This window comes from Lentimicrobium saccharophilum (assembly GCF_001192835.1).
Lineage (GTDB): Bacteria > Bacteroidota > Bacteroidia > Bacteroidales > Lentimicrobiaceae > Lentimicrobium > Lentimicrobium saccharophilum.
The window spans coordinates 773,205-791,360 of sequence record NZ_DF968182.1 but is presented as its reverse complement, the minus strand read 5'-3'; the positions used below and the strand labels follow the sequence as shown (position 1 = coordinate 791,360).

Genomic DNA, 18,156 nt, shown 5'->3' with positions numbered 1-18,156 from the left:
AGCATGAAACCTGCAAATATTTCACTGGTATTATCGAGCGGCGGAGCCCGCGGACTCGTTCACATCGGGGCCATCGAAGCGCTTGAGGAAGCCGGATTCCGCATTACCGCCGTCGCAGGCACCTCTATGGGGGCATTGGTCGGGGGAATGTTTGCCTGCGGCAACCTTAACGATTACCGAAAATTCATGACCGGTCTTACCCGTCTTGATGTAATCAGGCTGATGGACCTGGCAGTCAGCAAAACCGGCATTATCAAAGGCGAAAGGGTATTCAATGAAATGAAACAGTTTATAGGTGACAAGCGTATTGAAGATTTGCACATACCATTTGCAGCAGTTGCTGCCGACATCAGCAATCATAAGGAAGTTGTATTTAAGGAAGGGGACCTGTTGATGGCCATCCGCGCTTCCAGCGCCATTCCCAGCGTACTGATGCCCGTTTCGAAAGACGGCGCCCTGCTGGTTGACGGGGGTGTGGTAAACCCGCTCCCCATGGAACATGTTGCCCTCCCCGAAGGCAACTTGCTTGTGGCTATAAACGTAAATGCGCCGCGCATTGATAAAACCGAGACCGTAAAAGAAGAAAAGATACCGGAAGAGCACCATGATTCCGTATCGGACTCGGTGATCGAAAGGGCCAGACAGCTGATCAATCAAAAATGGAACAGCATGACCGGCAACCACAAAGAGCGCTCGCATGTAAGCGGCATCTTTACCATAGTGAACAACTCCTTCGAGCTGATGCAGCATAAGCTCACACTCAACGCACTGGAGCGGCAAACCCCCGACATCATCCTGAATATTCCTGTGAATGTGGCCGATACCTTCGATTTTCACCGCGCGAAGGAACTGATCGCTTTGGGATACGAAGAGATGAAGGCCGAACTGAAAAAAACGGAAAAACTTCGCAGTAAAGCCGCTAAAAAATGATTAATGCTGAAAGCAGCGTTTTACGGAGGAATCCTTAAAGGAAGCCACACTATAACTCCCGTGAGCCGGAAAGTATCTGAAAAAGAAGATCTTTAGCCCTGAAAAGTTGAGCTTTTACCGTCCCTATGGGCAGATTTTGTTCCGCAGCAATCTCCTCGTAAGAGAGTTCATCAAAATACCTGAGTTCAATCAGCCGCCTGTAACGCGGTTTTAATTTTTCCACCGTTTCGCGCATCAGGTTGAGGCGTTGTTCCCGGATGTAGTTTTCTTCCGGATCGGGTGTATCATCCACCACCTCCGGAGGGCTTATCTGTATATTACCTTTATCCCTTTGACAAGGATCCTTCTTTTGTTTCCGCTGAAAATCAATGCAGTGATTGATTGCAATCCGGAACAGCCAGGTACTGAAGGCAAAATCGGGCGAAAAGCGGTGAAGATTCCTGAAAGCTTTACCAAATGTCTCAATGGTCAGATCTTCCGCTACCATGGGATCACCAACCCGCTTGAGAAGGGCATGGTAAACCAGGTCTTCATACAGCGCCATCAGTTCGGCATAAGCCTTCTGATCACCGCTGATTGCCTGAACTACCAGTTGATAATCCCTGATGGAGGCCTCTCCTGAGGTGTGCTTTTCTACCATTGAGTTTTTCGTGAGAACAATCCTGTAAATCCCAGCAACAGGTTGATCATCATCAAAAATACTTCAAAAAAAGGAAACAAGAGCAGAAAATTCTTCTCGCCAAGGCGGATCATACTTTTTTTTATGATTACCGTTTGTGTAATCAGACGTAAAATATAGATGCCCAGCAAAAGTATCCAGTCCACCTTCAGAATTGCCAGTGCAATGAGTGAACCAAAGAAAACAAATTGTGAAAGAGAGAAAAGCCCCAAAACAAATTTGTGCGAGGGCCGGTAAAATCCTCCGGTAGTCAGGTGGCGCTTCTTCTGACGGAACCAGGCTCCGAAAGTCTGCTTTGGCTTTGAAAAGGTTACCGCTTCAGGCGCCGTTTGTATCCGGGTATTTTTACGGTTGGCTACTTCATTGATAAACAGATCGTCGTCGCCCGAGGTGATTTTGTAATGTTTCATGAATCCACCGGAATTAAAGAATAATTCACGGTGATAGGCCAGATTCCGGCCTACGCCCATATAGGGCAATCCCGCCAGAGCCAGCGACATGTATTGCATGGCCACATGCAGGGTATCAAAACGGATAAGCTTGTTGAGCAATCCGGGCTGTGAAATATACGCACCATAACCCAGCACAATGCTGGTTTTCGCTGTAAAGACCGACTGCATGCCTTCGATCCAGTGAGGCCCTGCAGGGAAGCAATCAGCGTCGGTCAGCAACACGGTGTCATACCTGGCAGAACGAATGCCTATCGAAAGGGGGAACTTTTTCCCGACAAAAAAATTCAGGTTCTGATGGATGTTTACCACATTCAACCGGCTGTACTTGTCGGTGAGTTCACGAAGAAGGTAAAAGGTGTCATCATCGGAGGCATCATTAACAACGACAACCTCATATTCGGGATACTCCTGTTCAAGGATCAGGGGGAGAAAACGAACCAGATTATGATATTCATTTTTCGCACAGATAACCACCGAAACAGGGAGTTTCTGATCGCTTACCGGCCGTTTGGAGGCATTGTAAAATGCAAGACGGCTGAAAATAAACCAGTAATAAATCATTTGCACCAGCAAGGCTGCCAACAGTACCCATATCAGGACAATCCAGGGAGAAGACAGAATACCTTGCAGCCATAACATAACATACAGAATTTCGACCGGCAAATTTACCCAAAGGCATTGAATTGGCACCGACAAGTTTTCAACAATCTATCAGGCAGACAGGCCATCAGTGATTAAACTGTATCCCGGTTGAACCAATTATTGTTATTTTTGCTAAACCTCAGGTAACCCGCATCAAGTACCAGTATGTTATCAAAAATGTATACAAACCGGAATTATTTCAGCCGATACGGCAGATTCTGGCTATTGGTCATCCTGAATGGTTTATTCACTGTTGCAGGGTTGGGACAAATCAAGGATATGGGCCTGCCTTTTATCAACAACTATAATAAAAACACTTACAAAGCCAGCAATCAGAACTGGTCAATCGCCCAGAATGACAAGGGTTTTCTCTATTTCGGGAATAACGACGGCCTGCTTGAATTTGACGGCAGTTATTGGGAATTGTACCCACTGCCGAAAAGAACCATTCTCCGGTCAATCCTGGCAAAAGAAGATACCATTTTCGCAGGGGCCTTTGAAGAAATCGGCTATTTCGTACCCGGGGGCGACGGAAAAATGCATTTTAATTCCCTTGTTCACTTAATCCCGGAATACTTCAGGGCGTTTGATGAGATATGGAAAATTCACAATACCTCCTCGGGCATTGTGTTTCAATCCTTCCGGTTTCTCTTTGTCTACAATAACCATCAGATAAAGGTGATTGAACCTTTCTCGTCCTTCACCCAGTCGTTTCTGGTAAACGGAAGCGCCTATGTCATCGACAGGAAGAAAGGGTTGTACCGGCTGAGTGCACGCGGACTTGAGCCGGTTTTCAACGACCCGTTGTTTCAGCGAACAGAAGTCAGGAGCCTGCTTTACAGAGGGGCGGATGAACTGCTGCTGGGAACCTCCACCGAAGGCCTGTACATATTGAAAAATAAATCCCTCGAAGCCTGGGCTTCGCCTGTAAACCTCAAGTTGAAGACTTATGAGCTTTTCAGCGGAATAGCCCTTTCCGAAAGCTTTTATGCCTTCGGAACCGTTCAGAATGGCCTCTATATCACCGACAGGAACGGAAGAATCTATCAGCACATTAACCGTTCAAAAGGCCTGCAGAACAATACCATTTTATGCCTGTTCGAAGACAGGCACTACAACCTTTGGATGGGGCTCGACAACGGGATTGATTATGCAGAAATCAATTCCCCGCTGTCGATATTCGATTTTAATTATAATCTTGAAGCATCCTACACTTCCATCGTTCATGACGGCCGGCTTTATACCGGGACAAACCAGGGCTTGTTTTACACCGAACTCTCGAACATCAGAAATTCAGATGAGGACGGCGGAAAATTTACGCTGATTTCCGGCACTGAAGGGCAGGTATGGAGCCTTCAGGTATTCGATGAGCAATTGCTTTGCGGACACAACACTGGCTGCTTTCTGGTGAATGGTATAAAAGCCCTGAAGATCTCTGACATCCCCGGATACTGGACCTTTATCCGGCACCGCGAAACCAGCGACACCCTGATCGCGGGTACCTATAACGGCCTGGCGGTCTTTACAAAAAAAGCCGGAACATGGTCTTATGCTTACGAAGTGAAAGGCTTTAAAGAATCCAGCAGAACCATTCTCCAGGACGAGGATAATACCATCTGGATGTCGCACGGTTACCGGGGCATCTTTCATATTTCCCTGAGCCATGACCTGAGCAGGGCTGAATCTGTGACCCTTTACAAAGCATCCAAGGGCTTGCCACCGGATCTTCCATATAATATACACAAAATTGAAAATGAACTGAATATTTCCACCAGCGCCGGATTATACAGGTACGACAGCAAGGGTGATGTTTTTTACAAAAATCCAAAATATACCGAAATTTTTGGCGGTTTTCCATACATCGACAAAATAACCAGGGACAACAGCGGCAATTTCTGGTTTTTTACACACACCCGCATGGGCGTGATCAGAGAGACTGAGCGGGGTAAATATCAGGCTGAACAAGCTCCCTTTTTCAGGATAAACAGCATGCTGCTCCCTTCTTTTGAACATCTTTTTATCCACAACCAGGCAAATGTCTATATTGGCTCACAAAACGGTCTGATCCATTTTTCGCCACGGTTTAATGAGTTCAGGAAAAGAGGAAGCGATCCGGCCTATATCCGGAGTATCCGCTTTTTCAGCAAGGATTCCGCACTTGCCGTTACTGACCCGCCGGTTGACAAAGAAAAAAACGGCAGCCAGGTCATGCAGGCTCCCATCCCTTTCCGGTATAATTCAGCAAGTTTCAGGTTTTCTTCTCCTTCATTTGAATTTCCCGAAGGCACGCTTTTCTCCTACCGCCTCAGCGGGTTTGACAATGACTGGTCAGCATGGAGCAGTCAGGGTTTCAAAGAATATACCAACCTGAAGGAGGGAGAGTATACCTTCGAACTTAAATCAATCAATGCCTTTAATGCGGAAAGTGAACCGGTAAAATTCAGTTTCACCATCAGGCCGCCCTTTCACCGGTCATTTGCAGCCAAATTGATTTATGCCATTTTATTACTGCTTATCCTGGCCGGTAATATTATATTCCTGAGAAGACGCATCGAGAAAGCCCGCCTCAGCGAAATCCTCAAACGCGAAAAAGATCTCGAAGCCCAGGCGCTTGTATTCAGAGAACAAGCCCTTACCAAAGAGAAGGAAATTATACACCTCCGGAATGAAGCGCTCCAAAGCGAGATGAACCACAAGACCAAAGAACTGGCCAATGCCACGCTTAACCTCCTGCATAAAAACAAAATCCTGTCTCATCTTAAAGAAAACCTCACCTCCCTCCTGCATCCGCAGCCCGGGTATAACTTAAAGCATCAGATTTCTCAACTCATAAGAAAAATTAACAGGGAAATCAAAAACGAACAGCACCTCGAAGCCTTCAACACCTATTTTGATGAAGTGCATCAGGACTTTATCTCCAGACTGAAAAATGCTTACCCTTCACTTACCCCCAAAGAGCTCAGGCTTTGCGCTTACCTCAGAATGAACCTCTCGAGCAAGGAAATTGCACCCCTGATGAACATATCTGTCAGGGGACTGGAAATCAGCCGATATCGTCTCCGAAAGAAACTTAATATTGAACACAATATAAATCTTACTGACTTTATCATGTCATTCTGAAATCTGCCGGCATCACATTACGATATCAGTCTGATTACCCAACCATCAGCAGATTTCTGCCCTCTCTTCGAAAACCATTAAAATGCAAGATTTTTATACTCCTTAACTCAGCCCGGAGTCAAGGTATTCCTATATTGATCTGTAAAATCTGATGAGTTACTTAATACGGAGTTATCAATTATAATATCTTGTTTTTCAAATATTTAAAAATTAAATGTTGTAGCAATGATGTAGTAGTATTGTTTAATTGATGTGGTATTGATGAAGGGATAAAATGGACAAAGGGAGCCTCTTAAATTATATTTGTGCTGCCATTCAGGTAATTCTCCTGATAACATGCTGGTTTCATTGTTTCGGAGTATGCAATAAAATGAACAACAGCACAAATATGCTGATTTCTGATCGCCTTTGACTCTGTAAATTCAACCTATCAACCAACAAATCAGTTTTAAACCAAATCAAACACACACCCGATGAAAAACAAATTTTCTAGATGGAGCACCATGTTGCTGCTCATTGCAGGTATCTTCTCACTTGCAACCATGACCTCGTGTAAAGACGACAAGGATGAGGATACGCCTGAAAATCCGATTGCAAGTTTTCAATATGCAATCGATCAGACTGATTTTCTAAAAGTTACATTTACCAATTTCTCGCAGAATGCCACATCCTATGCGTGGAATTTTGGTGATGGCGGTACATCCACCGAAGCGAATCCGGTCCATACCTATGCTTCAGCCGGAACATACACGATTGTACTGACTGCAAAGAATGCTGCAAATGCATCTGCCGATTACAGCCAGACTATTGAAATTAAAGATCCCAATTCCGCGCTGGCATTGCTTGCCGGTGAAACTTCCAAAACCTGGAAGCTCTTCAGGGAGGGGTCAAGCCTGGGCGTTGGTCCTGACGCAGCAAATGCACGTTCATGGTTTGCGCTTGAAAATACAGGTGCCCGTCCTTGCGTATATTATCATGAATTTACTTTCGCCCGTGATGGTTCATTTACGTTTGATGATAAAGGATCTTTCTGGGGCGAAACTGCCGTTTTCAGCGGAACTGCCAATAACGAAGTATGTTTTGATGCAATTCCTGCCAATATGATCAATAAAGACGGAGTGGATGTCAGCGCATGGCTCGGCGGCACACACGCTTTCACCTACAATCCGGCAACCAACGAAATCACGCTGACCGGAAATGGCGCCTGGATCGGGCTGCCTCAGCTTGGCACCACCGGAGAATCAATTGTTCCGGAAGCTTCCAAAACGTTCAAAGCTGTACTTGAACAAAAAGAAGGCTATGATTTAATGACCGTTTCATTCACTTATGATGGTGTATACTGGGATGCCACTTATGCAAGTTATTCGAACCCTGCACTTGAGCCGGAAGTAGTAAGTGAAGAGCCGCCCTACGGCGAAGACCTTCCCAATGCTACGCCAACTGAAATGTGGAATACTTTTGAGACTGCTACCAGTTTTGTAGTGCTTGATACCGCCGGAGTATATCCGGGCAATGGTCTGGCTGCAAATGGGGGCATGGCTTTCACCATGGGCGTTGCTGATCCTGCGGGCGTTGGCGTAAACGTCGGCCAGTATGACAGAAAAGGCACCTATCAGGAACTTCAGTTCCAGATGGAAAACGACATCCAGTTTGACAACTTTACTACGGTGTCTCTTGATGTTTATGTTCCCAGTTCAAACAATTATACGGGTACGTTAACAAAAACCATTGCAATTATTATTGGTGAAGCCAGTCAGACCCAGCAATGGTGGACAGGTCATCTCCAATATGATGCCGAGGCCACGGTCATGGATGAGTGGGTTACATATACTTTCAACCTGAATGAGCCCACCAGCGGCCCGGGTACGGGTGTATATACTCCCGGCAGCAGAACAGACCTTGACTTCTTTGCCATTTCACTTGGAGGCGGGGGTCATACGGATGAAGGAGTTTTCTATATCCGCAATTTCAGATTTCAGTAATAAATTAATCAGGCTAAGATCGGCTCCGGCCGGTCTTAGCTTTAATGTAACCTGTCCATGAGAAGTGCTACTGGGTTAAATGTATATTTTCTGTGCTTATTGGTTTTGGCTTTTCTCAGCTCCTGCAGCAAAGATGAGAAAAACAATACTGATACAGATAATCCATCAAATCTGGTAGTTGAGGTTACCATTCCCATTGCAGATTCAGGCCTGGTACTTATTGAGGCAAGTGCAGAAAATGCTGCCGAATACCAATTATTCATAGAACCTGCTGATCAACCTGCCGCTTCAAATGTAACCGGTAAGTTCGAGTATGTATTTACTCAACCAGGTACATATGAATTGACCGTGAGGGCATATGGAGCTTCAGGAAGGTTTATTGCTGTGACAAAGGTAGCTGTGATAACCGACAATGACCCGGTGACCGTTGAAGATGGCTATTTAACACCAATGCAATACCCTGGTTATCAACTGGTCTGGAATGATGAATTTGCCGGGAACACGCTTAATACCCAGTTCTGGAGTCACGAATCCGGTGCAGGCGGATGGGGCAACAACGAACTTCAGCATTACAGAAGTGAGAATACCAGTGTTGACGGAGGCGTACTTACCATTGAAGCCCGCAAGGAGTCTTATCAGGGAAGCAATTACACCTCATCAAGGCTGATAACCCGCAACAAGAAAACCTTTACTTATGGCAGGGTGGATATCAGGGCCCTGCTTCCAAAAGGTCAGGGCATCTGGCCGGCGCTCTGGACGCTTGGCAACAATATAACGTCAGTGGGGTGGCCTGCCTGCGGCGAAATTGATATCATGGAAATGATAGGAGGAAGCGGAAGGGAAAAAACGGTACACGGAACAGTTCACTGGGATAACAACGGTCATAACCAGACCGGGGAGGGATATACCCTTACATCCGGTATTTTTGCCGATGAGTATCACGTATTTACCATTATATGGGACGAAAACTCCATCAATTGGTATGTCAACGATACCAAATTTAATGAAGTTGACATCACTCCGGCACATATGTCGGAATTCCACCTTCCTCATTTCTTTATCTTCAATGTTGCTGTCGGGGGAAATTGGCCGGGCAATCCGAATGCAACCACTACATTCCCGCAACAACTGAAAGTTGACTACATCCGGGTTTTTCAGAAGACCTGACAAATCCTTATTGCCTGCCTCTGATCTCTGCTGAGGCTTTAGTGAGATGCGTTTACTGATTTCAGTGATGTAATCGGAGGAATTGTATCTGATTGGATTTAACTATTAATGCCTATTGCCATCTTCCGGAACGCCCTGTCGGGCGCCGGGGATTGCGATAAATCCGGTAAAACAGGTAATTCATTTTAACCTAAACAAGCTGATGATGACAAATTTTTATAAAACAATGTTTCTGCTGGTTTTGCTGTTGACTGCAGGAATCCTGCAGGCGCAGAACCATGCCGTTACCGGAACCGTTACCGATAAGGAGACGGGACAAGGTATTCCGGGCGTAACCGTTATAGAATCCGGTACTTTCAAAGGAACTACCACAGATATAGACGGTAATTACTCACTGATGATGTCAGGGCCCGATGCCACGCTGGAAGTTTCCTTTATCGGGTATCAGACACAAAAAATCCCGGTAAATAACCGGTCTGTAATCAATGTTATCCTTAATGTAGAAGTTACCCAGCTCAGCGAACTGGTAGTGATCGGCTACGGCACCCAGAAAAAGAAGGTGGTAACCGGGGCCATTGCCAGTGTCGGAGCCGAGGAAATCACCTCAACCCCGGTGCTGCGTATTGAGCAGGCCATGCAGGGCCGCACGGCCGGGGTGCAGGTAACCAACCTTTCGGGGCAACCGGGTGAAGCGCCAACCATCCGTATCCGCGGAACAGGTACAACCGGCAATTCAGATCCTTTATACATTGTTGACGGTATCGCTGTTGGCGGTATAGATTACCTGAACCCGGGCGATATTGAATCCATTGATGTACTGAAAGATGCTGCTTCGGCTGCCATTTACGGAGCCAGGGCCGCCAACGGGGTTGTACTTATTACAACCAAAGGCGGAAAAGCAGGTAAAATGAACATTACCTATTCCGGTTACACCGGCTTTCAGAACGTTGCCAAAAAAATTGAAATGCTGGATGCCGAACAATACATGATGATCATGAATGAAGGTCTGAGGAATAAAGGAAGACCAGAGAAATTTGACCTGAATGAGATTCCGAAATACAATACCGACTGGCAGGAGCTGCTGTTTGTGAAAAACGCGCCCATGCAGAACCATGAGGTATCCATCACCGGGGGCAATGAAAAAACGACTTACGCTTCCTCGATGTCCTATTTCTCCCAGCAGGGAATTATAGGCGGGGATAAGTCGCAGTTCGACAGGATCACGGCCAGGCTGAACACCAAGAGCCAGGTTAACAAGGTGTTCAGTTTCGGAAATAATCTCTCCTATACCCATATCATCAGAAGGGGCATCGGCAGCAACGAGTCCTTCAACGGCGCGTTCAGCAGTGCCCTGAATATGGACCCCCTGACCCCGCTTTTCGAAGAAGACCCCGATATTCTTGCCCAGCCGCCCTATTCCAACAACCCCGTTCTGAGGGATAAACTCGGAAGAGTATACGGAATTTCCACATTGGTTGGCGGTGAAGTTATCAACCCGATCGCCCTGCTCGAAATCCAGACGGCTGAAACCCGGGTGGATAAAATTGTAGGAAGCATTTTCGGTGAAGCTGAAATTATGAAAGGCCTAAAAGTAAATACCAGCCTGGGTATTGATCTCGCCTACGTGCTGAATGACGGGTACCGGCCGCTTTATTACCTGAATGACGCACAGCTCAACATTGACGAAACCTCCGTTAACAAACAGATTGACAGGTATTTCACCTGGCAGTGGGAAAACACCATATCCTACAGCAAACAAATCGGTGATCATAATTTTTCAGTGCTTGGCGGAACAACAGCCAGTAAATACAACTACGAGAATCTATACGGCTTTAATGCAAAAGTACCGCTTACCGATCCTGATAATGTTTACCTGAATATGGCAACGGATACGGTATGGGTTGCCACCGGCGGAGCTTCACATTCATCCCTGGCTTCCACCTTCGGCCGTATCACCTATGACTTCAAAAGTAAATATGCATTTACGGGAATCCTCCGCAGGGACGGATCTTCGAAATTCGGTGCCAACAACCGTTACGGCATCTTCCCCTCATTAGGGGTATCGTGGGTGGCCAGCGATGAGGCCTTTTTCCCTGAAATCAAAAACATCGACCAGGTTAAACTCAGGGCATCATGGGGTGTTAACGGCAATCAGGAAATCGGTGATTATCAGTTTGTTTCGAGGATTGACAAGACCAGGGGATACATTTTCGGCAGCGGAAGATACACCGGCGCATCCCCTTTCTCCATCGAAAATGCCGACATCCGTTGGGAGGAGTCAGAACAGATAGACATTGCGCTTGATCTGGCGGCCTTTAACAACCGCCTGATCGCCACCGTTGATTATTATGTGAAAACCACCAAAGGACTGCTGGAAACCATTCCTATCCCCGGCCATGTAGGAAACAATCCGCCGGTTGCCAATGTGGGAAGTGTGCAGAACAGAGGTGTAGAGCTTGGTGTTAACTGGCGTCATATGGTGAAAGACCTGCGCTATGATGTTGGCATAAATGCCTCTTACAATAAAAACGAGATGACAGTAATCGGGAATGACGAAGGAATTCTTCCCGGGGCAAACTGGTCGATTGCCGGCATGGTAACAAGAACTGAGGTCGGATTGCCGATTGCATATTTCTATGGCTACAAAACAGATGGAATTTTCCAGAACCAGACGGAGGTATTCCAGCATATAGGAGTCACCGGCAATGTGCTTCAACCCAATGCCGGACCCGGAGATGTCAGGTTTGTGGATGTCAATAATGACGGGGTACTCAGCCCCGACGACCGGACCATGATCGGAAATCCGACACCGGACTGGACATTTGGCTTTAATGCTTCGGCAGACTACAAACGGTTTGACTTTGCTGTGCTGTTAACCGGGACTTACGGCAATGAAATCTTTAACGGCAGTCAACGGCAGGACCTGGAATTCACCAACCGCCCCGCAACCATTCTGGACCGCTGGACCGGCGAAGGCACTTCAAACACCGTTCCCAGGTTTGTGATGCAGGATAACCTGAACCTGAATTACAGGGTTTCGGACCTTTATATTGAGGATGGATCTTATCTCAGGGTAAAAAATATTCAGTTTGGATATACCCTGCCGGAAAGTATCCTGAAAAAGATGGGCGCATCCGTATGGCGGTTCTATATTTCGGCCGAAAACCTGCTCACGCTCACGAAGTATACGGGTGCTGACCCCGAAATCGGAGCCAGAAGCTCATTTGACATCGGAATTGACCGTGGTATTTATCCTCAGGCCAGAACATGGCGGGTGGGAACAACCATTACTTTTTAACGCCAAAAATTAAAGATCATGAAAACCATATATAAAACTTTCAGCACCTTTCTTCTGATTGTCCTGCTATCAGCCTGCAGCAAGGACTTTCTCGACCTGAAACCGCTGGATCAGGAAGTATCCACCTCTTTTTATAAAACCGAGGATCAGGCCATGCAGGCGCTGGTTTCCATCTATGATGTGCTGGGTTACCAGGAAACCCCGGGGGTATCATGGGCTCCGTTTATCGTGGTATCCGACATTCTCTCGGACGACGCTTATGCGGGGGGCTCTGACGCCAACGACGGCCAGGATGAAAATGAATTCAATACATTCAATATTCCGACCACCAGCAAGATAGCCCACGCCATCTGGCTGAAAAATTACACCGGAATCTACCGCGCAAATCTCCTGCTTGAAAGGATTGACGAAGTGGAAGCTTCCGACGAGTTCAAAAAAAGGCTGATTGCGGAAAGTAAATTTCTCAGGGCCTATTTTTACTTTGAGCAGGCAGCTTATTTCGAAAACATCCCCCTGCTTACGCGTACCTTAAGCGGCCCTTCGGAATACAAACAGCCCCAGGCCACACCTGAACAGGTTTACAACCAGATTGCCCTCGACCTGAACGAAGCCATTTCCGACCTGCCGGCAACGGTGACTCCGGCCGAAGCCGGAAGAATCACCAAATGGGCCGCGCAGGCCCTGCTGGCAAGGGTTTATCTGTTCTACAACGGGGTTTACGGAAAAGACCTTGTGGCGGGAAGCAATACCATCAATAAAGCGGTTTTGGTGGATTACCTCGATGAACTCATCGCAACAAGCGGCCACGATCTTTTCGAAAATTATCAGGATAACTTCAAGCTTGTTGGTGAATACGGAAAAGAATCGGTTTTTGAAATATCCTACGGCGACACCCCTCCCTGGTGGGACTGGGGCTATGTGCGCGGCGGAGAAGGCAACCTCTCGGCGCAGATGCAGGGCCCGAGGGTAGCCAACTCTACAAACTGGAACCGCGGCTGGAGCTTCGGAACGGTCAGCCAGAAACTGGTGGACGACCTGAAGAATGACCCGAGGTATCAATACACGGTACTTACCCAGGAGGAACTGGACGGGGTGCTTACCGTCGGATATCAGCATACCGGATATTTCTCCAAAAAGTACAGCTCCGATGCCGAGCACTGGGGAGGCAGCGGACAGTTTGAACTGAACCGTACCTGCAATCACCGCGTCATCAGGTTTTCGGATGTGCTGCTGATGGCGGCAGAACTGGGCAGCGCCAATGCACAGCAATACCTCGACCGGGTAAGGGCAAGGGTTGGCCTGGGCAGCGTTCCTGCTACGCCTGACAATATCTACAAAGAAAGAAGGCTGGAACTTTCACTCGAAGGCATCCGCTATTTCGACGTGTTGCGCAAGGGGCTAGCCTACGCTACGCAGGAACTCACCGTTACAGGAGTCCGCGGGCCCAACTACGTGGGCGAACAGCAACTCTTTGATGTTACCTTCAATGCCGCAACCAAAGGATTTCTTCCGATTCCGCAAACAGAAATGGATCTTTCGGGTGGCGCATTTGTCCAGAATCAGGGATATTGATCTCCTGGTTCCGGTTTAAAAAGCATAAAAATAACCTTGGTTGGTTGGTTTAGTAATGCACGGTGAGGTACCGGGTCGATTGTTCTGAGAATTTCAGTGACCCGACAGATTTTCAACTCTTTGGGAAACCTGCAGAGTTTTTAGTCCCGGTAACCTCATCGTTGTTTATCAGAAAAAACACGAAGACCATGTTTATTGCATGCGCAGTTCTTTCCGCTGGCGGACTTTTGAACAGCTAAGTAACAGATTTTCCCATACCCGGGATTTTGTGACCGGACGGTGAAATTGTCCCTCCCCTCTTTTAAATAAACCATTTCGGATGAAAATGAAAATTCTCACCCATTTCACGGTCCTGCTGATGCTGATTGCATCTGCGGCGTTTTCTCAGGGTAATAAGACGCTTGTATGGGCCGAAGAGTTTAATTATGAAGGTGCTCCGGCCTCCGGGCACTGGAGCTATCAAACCGGTGATCACGGCTGGGGCAACAATGAACTTCAGAATTATACCTCCTCCATCGAAAATGCCTTTGTAAAAAACGGACATCTGACCATCAGGGCAATAAAGGCAGATGGAAAATGGACATCTGCCCGCCTGATCACCAAAAACAAACAGGATTTTCTGTATGGCCGCATTGAAGCCAGGGCGCGCCTTCCAAAGGGCAGGGGAACCTGGCCGGCCATCTGGATGATGCCAACCGGCAGTGATTACGGCAACTGGCCGGAATGCGGAGAAATCGACATCATGGAACATGTGGGTTATGACCCGGCGGTGGTGCATGGCACCGTGCACACCGGCGCTTACAACCACCTGAAAGATACTCAGCTTGGCAACAGCATGAATATTAAAGGATTTAACGAATCCTTTCATGTTTACGCCATAGAATGGACTCCCGATAAAATTGATTTCTTTATCGACGATCAGAAATATTTCACTTTCGAAAATGACCATAAAGGCGACTTCATGACCTGGCCTTTCGACAAGCATTTTCATCTTATCCTTAACATCGCCATAGGCGGGGGCTGGGGTGGACGTAAAGGCATTGATCCTGCACTGACAGAAGCTACCATGGAGGTGGATTATGTCAGGGCTTACCGTTTATGAAACAGTTCCCTGATTTTTTCAGCCTGTTTCCCTTTTAACTGATTTCTTGCGGCACAGAAAGCCTTCCCTGTTCATTCAATGAAAAACATGCGTCATGAATAGACACATCCTGATTTCCCTGCTGCTGTCGCCGGTTCTCGTTTTGTTTTCCTGTATGAGAGAGATTAAAAATAATCCTGCCGCTGATGACATTGACCTAAAGGTCAAAGAACTGGTAAGTCAGATGACCCTGGAAGAAAAAGCCGGGCAGATGACCCAGGTGACCCTTGACCTGCTCACGGAAGGCATATCCCCTGAAAAAAGCAATGAACCGCTGGTGCTTGACACCGCCATCCTGAAGGAGGCCTTCGGTAAGTATAAGATCGGATCTGTATTAAATGCCGCCAATAACAGGGCCCGCGACCGGGAAACCTGGAACCGGTTGATCGGCCGGATTCAGGAATACGCCCTCGCGCATTCCCGGCTGAAAATCCCTGTAATTTACGGACTTGACATGATACACGGCGCTTCCTACGTCGCAGAAGCCACCCTGTTTCCGCAACAGATCGGCATGGCGGCGACCTGGAATCCCGGGCTGATCAGCAGGGCCGGCGAAATTACCGCTTACGAGTCGAGGGCCGCCGGGTGTCCATGGACATTCAGCCCTGTGATGGACCTTGGGTCGGATCCCCGCTGGCCGCGTCAATGGGAAACCTTCGGCGAAGACCCGCTGCTTGCTTCGGCCATGGGCAGCGCCCTGATCAGCGGCCTGCAGGGAAGCAGCAATGACCCCGGTGATGTCCGCCATATCGCCGCCTGCCTCAAGCATTATCTCGGCTATTCCCAACCGGTAAGCGGTAAGGACCGAACCCCCGCGCTGATCCCCATGAGTGTCCTCAGGGAGTACCATCTCCCTGCCTTCCGCAAAGGCGTTGAAAGCGGAGCCATGGCCGTGATGGTCAATTCAGGGGAAATCAACGGCACACCCGTGCATGCCAGCCATGAACTGATCACCGGACTGCTCAAGGAAGAACTGGGATTCAAAGGATTGGTCGTTTCCGACTGGCAGGACATAGAATTCCTCCACACCCGCCACAAAGTGGCAGCAAGCCACAAGGAAGCGGTGAAAATTGCCGTTAACGCCGGCATTGATATGTCGATGGTTCCCTACAACTTCAGGTTTGCCGATTATGTGGTTGAACTGGCCGGGGAAGGTGAAATTCCCATGTCGCGCATCGATGATGCGGTAAGCCGGATACTGAGGGTTAAATATCTTCTTGGCCTTTTTGACAGACCGGTCACGAAACAGTCGGATTATCCTGGTTTCGCATCGGCGGACTTCGCGTGTGATGCACGCCGCACCGCCCTGGAATCAATCACGCTTTTAAAAAATGAAGGCGATGTGCTGCCGCTGCCTGCCGATGCAAAAATACTCGTATGCGGCCCGGCAGCCAACAATATGCGTCCCCTGCTCGGAGGGTGGAGCTATTCCTGGCAGGGCAATCTGGTCAATGAATTTACAGAAGGATATTCCACCATTTATGAGGCCATCAGAGACCTTTCATCAGTTCCCGGGCATATTGAGCTGCTTGAAGGCGTAATATATTCCGACACCGGTGAGTTCAGGAACGAAAGAAAGCGGAAGCCGGACCAGCTGGCTGGTAAGGCTGCCAAAGCCGATTATATTGTGATCTGCGCGGGAGAAAATTCCTACACCGAATTTTCGGGCAATGATACCGGGCTGGATCTTTCTGACAATCAGCAGGAACTAATCCGTATCGCCGCATCCACCGGCAAGCCGGTCATCCTGGTACTGGTTCAGGGGAGGCCACGCATTATCCGCACGGTCGAACCACTGGCAAAAGCCATCCTGAATGCCTATCTGCCGGGCAATTACGGAGGCGAAGCCCTCGCCCGCATCCTCTTTGGGGAAACAAACCCTTCGGGAAAACTTCCTTATACCTACCCAAAGTATTCCTATAGTCTTGAACCCTACTACCACAAACACACGGAAGTTTTAAAGATCAAAGGCGTACCCCGCGGAACCGCAGCCGAGCCGCAGTATCCTTTTGGTTTCGGCCTCAGTTACTCCCGGTTTGTTTACAGGGAGCTGAAACCTGACAAAAAGGAATACCATCCCGGGGAAACTGTCAGGATCTCTGTGAAACTCCAGAACAATTCCGGCAGGGAAGGCATGGAAACCGTGCAGGTTTTTGTCAGCGACCATTACGCTTCCCTCACTCCTCCCGTTAAACGGCTCAGGGCGTTCAGCAAGGTCATGCTGCAGCCGGGCGAAACCCGCACCGTAAATCTGGAATTTCCGGTCAACGATCTTGCCTTTGTAAACCAGAATAATAAACTTATCCTGGAAAAAGGTGATTTCACCCTGTCAGCCGGAGGATTGTCGCAAACAATTACCGTAACTGAAACCCGGGTTCTGGAAGGAAAAGCGAAGCAGGGAGATCCGGATTAGAGCCGGCAGGGAATAAAGGAATTTTAAAGCCGGGTAATGACGTGAAAAAAAGGGGCGGAAATCAGGAGTAACGGACGGAACGATATGCAGTTGGGGATTGCGGGCTGCTTTCCTGTCGAACCCCACCGAGGTTGTTGCGGGCTGCGAACTTTGTTGTATGCACCGAAACCCCAATTGACATATAGTTTTTGCTACCAACAGTTGTTTGTCCGGTTAATAAATCGTCTGTATATCTTCATTTTAGTTCCCTTTAATAAAATTGATAAGTCAGATTCTAATAATGGCAAAGTGAATCCAGTAATCAGAAAACTCTCTCCACTTTTTAATGTAATCTTGATAAATTTAAAATATCCCAATGGGTAGGCTGCGACCCATGATTCATATACCTCGGATGAATCAATTTCCTCATTTTTTATAACCCTGTCTATTGCAAATTGCCTAATCAAAATCTGTCTATTATTGTTGTCAATAATAATCTCTTTGTCGTTATCAATGTTGTTGTATTCTTTTCGCATTAAAAGAATCTGCAAGATCAAATATTCAACTCCAAGAACAACAAAGGAAAGCAACAATAACACGATTAGTCTTTTAACACTAAAGTCCACAAATAGAGAATGTGCTTCTCGAACAATAATAAATCCATAGATGCCAATTAATGTCAAGAAAACTACTTGGTAAAAAATAGTGTCCGTTGGTCTGTTGTATTTATGCTGTGTATCTGTCATTTACAATTGTTGCCAACGTAAGTATATGTACATCA

The 18,156-nt window shown here is 47.5% G+C and carries 11 protein-coding genes; 8 read left to right on the top strand and 3 right to left on the bottom strand.

From position 1 onward, the window contains the following. The first annotated feature begins 3 nt into the window (after positions 1-3). A complete protein-coding gene (locus TBC1_RS02790; protein ID WP_062038189.1) occupies positions 4-930 on the top strand; it encodes a patatin-like phospholipase family protein in 927 nt (308 codons plus the stop codon). A 49-nt stretch (positions 931-979) separates the two neighbouring features. Here TBC1_RS02790 and TBC1_RS02785 read toward each other — a convergent pair whose 3' ends face one another. Next, complete coding sequence (locus TBC1_RS02785) at positions 980-1,570, bottom strand: RNA polymerase sigma factor (RefSeq protein WP_062038186.1); 591 nt, start codon at positions 1,568-1,570, stop codon at positions 980-982. After that, complete coding sequence (locus tag TBC1_RS02780; RefSeq protein WP_137305392.1) at positions 1,564-2,700, bottom strand: glycosyltransferase; 1,137 nt, start codon at positions 2,698-2,700, stop codon at positions 1,564-1,566. The genes TBC1_RS02785 and TBC1_RS02780 overlap by 7 nt, the downstream gene beginning before the upstream one ends. Positions 2,701-2,868: 168 nt before the next feature. On the opposite strand from TBC1_RS02780, the gene TBC1_RS02775 reads away from it, so the two are divergent. The 7 genes from TBC1_RS02775 to TBC1_RS02745 all read left to right on the top strand — a co-directional run bounded on the left by TBC1_RS02775 (position 2,869) and on the right by TBC1_RS02745 (position 17,396). Further along, positions 2,869-5,823 carry a triple tyrosine motif-containing protein gene (locus TBC1_RS02775; protein ID WP_082189453.1) on the top strand — a complete coding sequence of 985 codons (2,955 nt, stop codon included), beginning with the start codon at positions 2,869-2,871 and terminating at the stop codon, positions 5,821-5,823. A 473-nt stretch (positions 5,824-6,296) separates the two neighbouring features. Continuing rightward, positions 6,297-7,805, top strand: coding sequence for a PKD domain-containing protein (locus TBC1_RS18220; protein WP_082189452.1), 1,509 nt, complete (start codon positions 6,297-6,299; stop codon positions 7,803-7,805). A gap of 57 nt (positions 7,806-7,862) precedes the next feature. Continuing rightward, positions 7,863-8,972 carry a glycoside hydrolase family 16 protein gene (locus TBC1_RS02765; RefSeq protein WP_062038173.1) on the top strand — a complete coding sequence of 370 codons (1,110 nt, stop codon included), beginning with the start codon at positions 7,863-7,865 and terminating at the stop codon, positions 8,970-8,972. 202 nt (positions 8,973-9,174) lie between these two features. Then, entirely contained in the window at positions 9,175-12,270 is a 3,096-nt protein-coding gene (locus TBC1_RS02760; RefSeq protein ID WP_062038170.1) for a SusC/RagA family TonB-linked outer membrane protein, read from the top strand. Between the two features lie 18 nt (positions 12,271-12,288). After that, complete coding sequence (locus TBC1_RS02755; protein ID WP_062038167.1) at positions 12,289-13,842, top strand: RagB/SusD family nutrient uptake outer membrane protein; 1,554 nt, start codon at positions 12,289-12,291, stop codon at positions 13,840-13,842. A 319-nt stretch (positions 13,843-14,161) separates the two neighbouring features. Further along, entirely contained in the window at positions 14,162-14,944 is a 783-nt protein-coding gene (locus TBC1_RS02750) for a glycoside hydrolase family 16 protein (protein WP_236695633.1), read from the top strand. Positions 14,945-15,038: 94 nt separating this feature from the next. Continuing rightward, the gene (locus TBC1_RS02745) at positions 15,039-17,396 is read left to right on the top strand and encodes a glycoside hydrolase family 3 N-terminal domain-containing protein (RefSeq protein WP_062038164.1); all 2,358 of its coding nucleotides are present in this window, start codon (positions 15,039-15,041) and stop codon (positions 17,394-17,396) included. A gap of 191 nt (positions 17,397-17,587) precedes the next feature. Here TBC1_RS02745 and TBC1_RS02740 read toward each other — a convergent pair whose 3' ends face one another. After that, complete coding sequence (locus TBC1_RS02740; RefSeq protein WP_062038162.1) at positions 17,588-18,121, bottom strand: hypothetical protein; 534 nt, start codon at positions 18,119-18,121, stop codon at positions 17,588-17,590. Positions 18,122-18,156 lie beyond the last annotated feature (35 nt).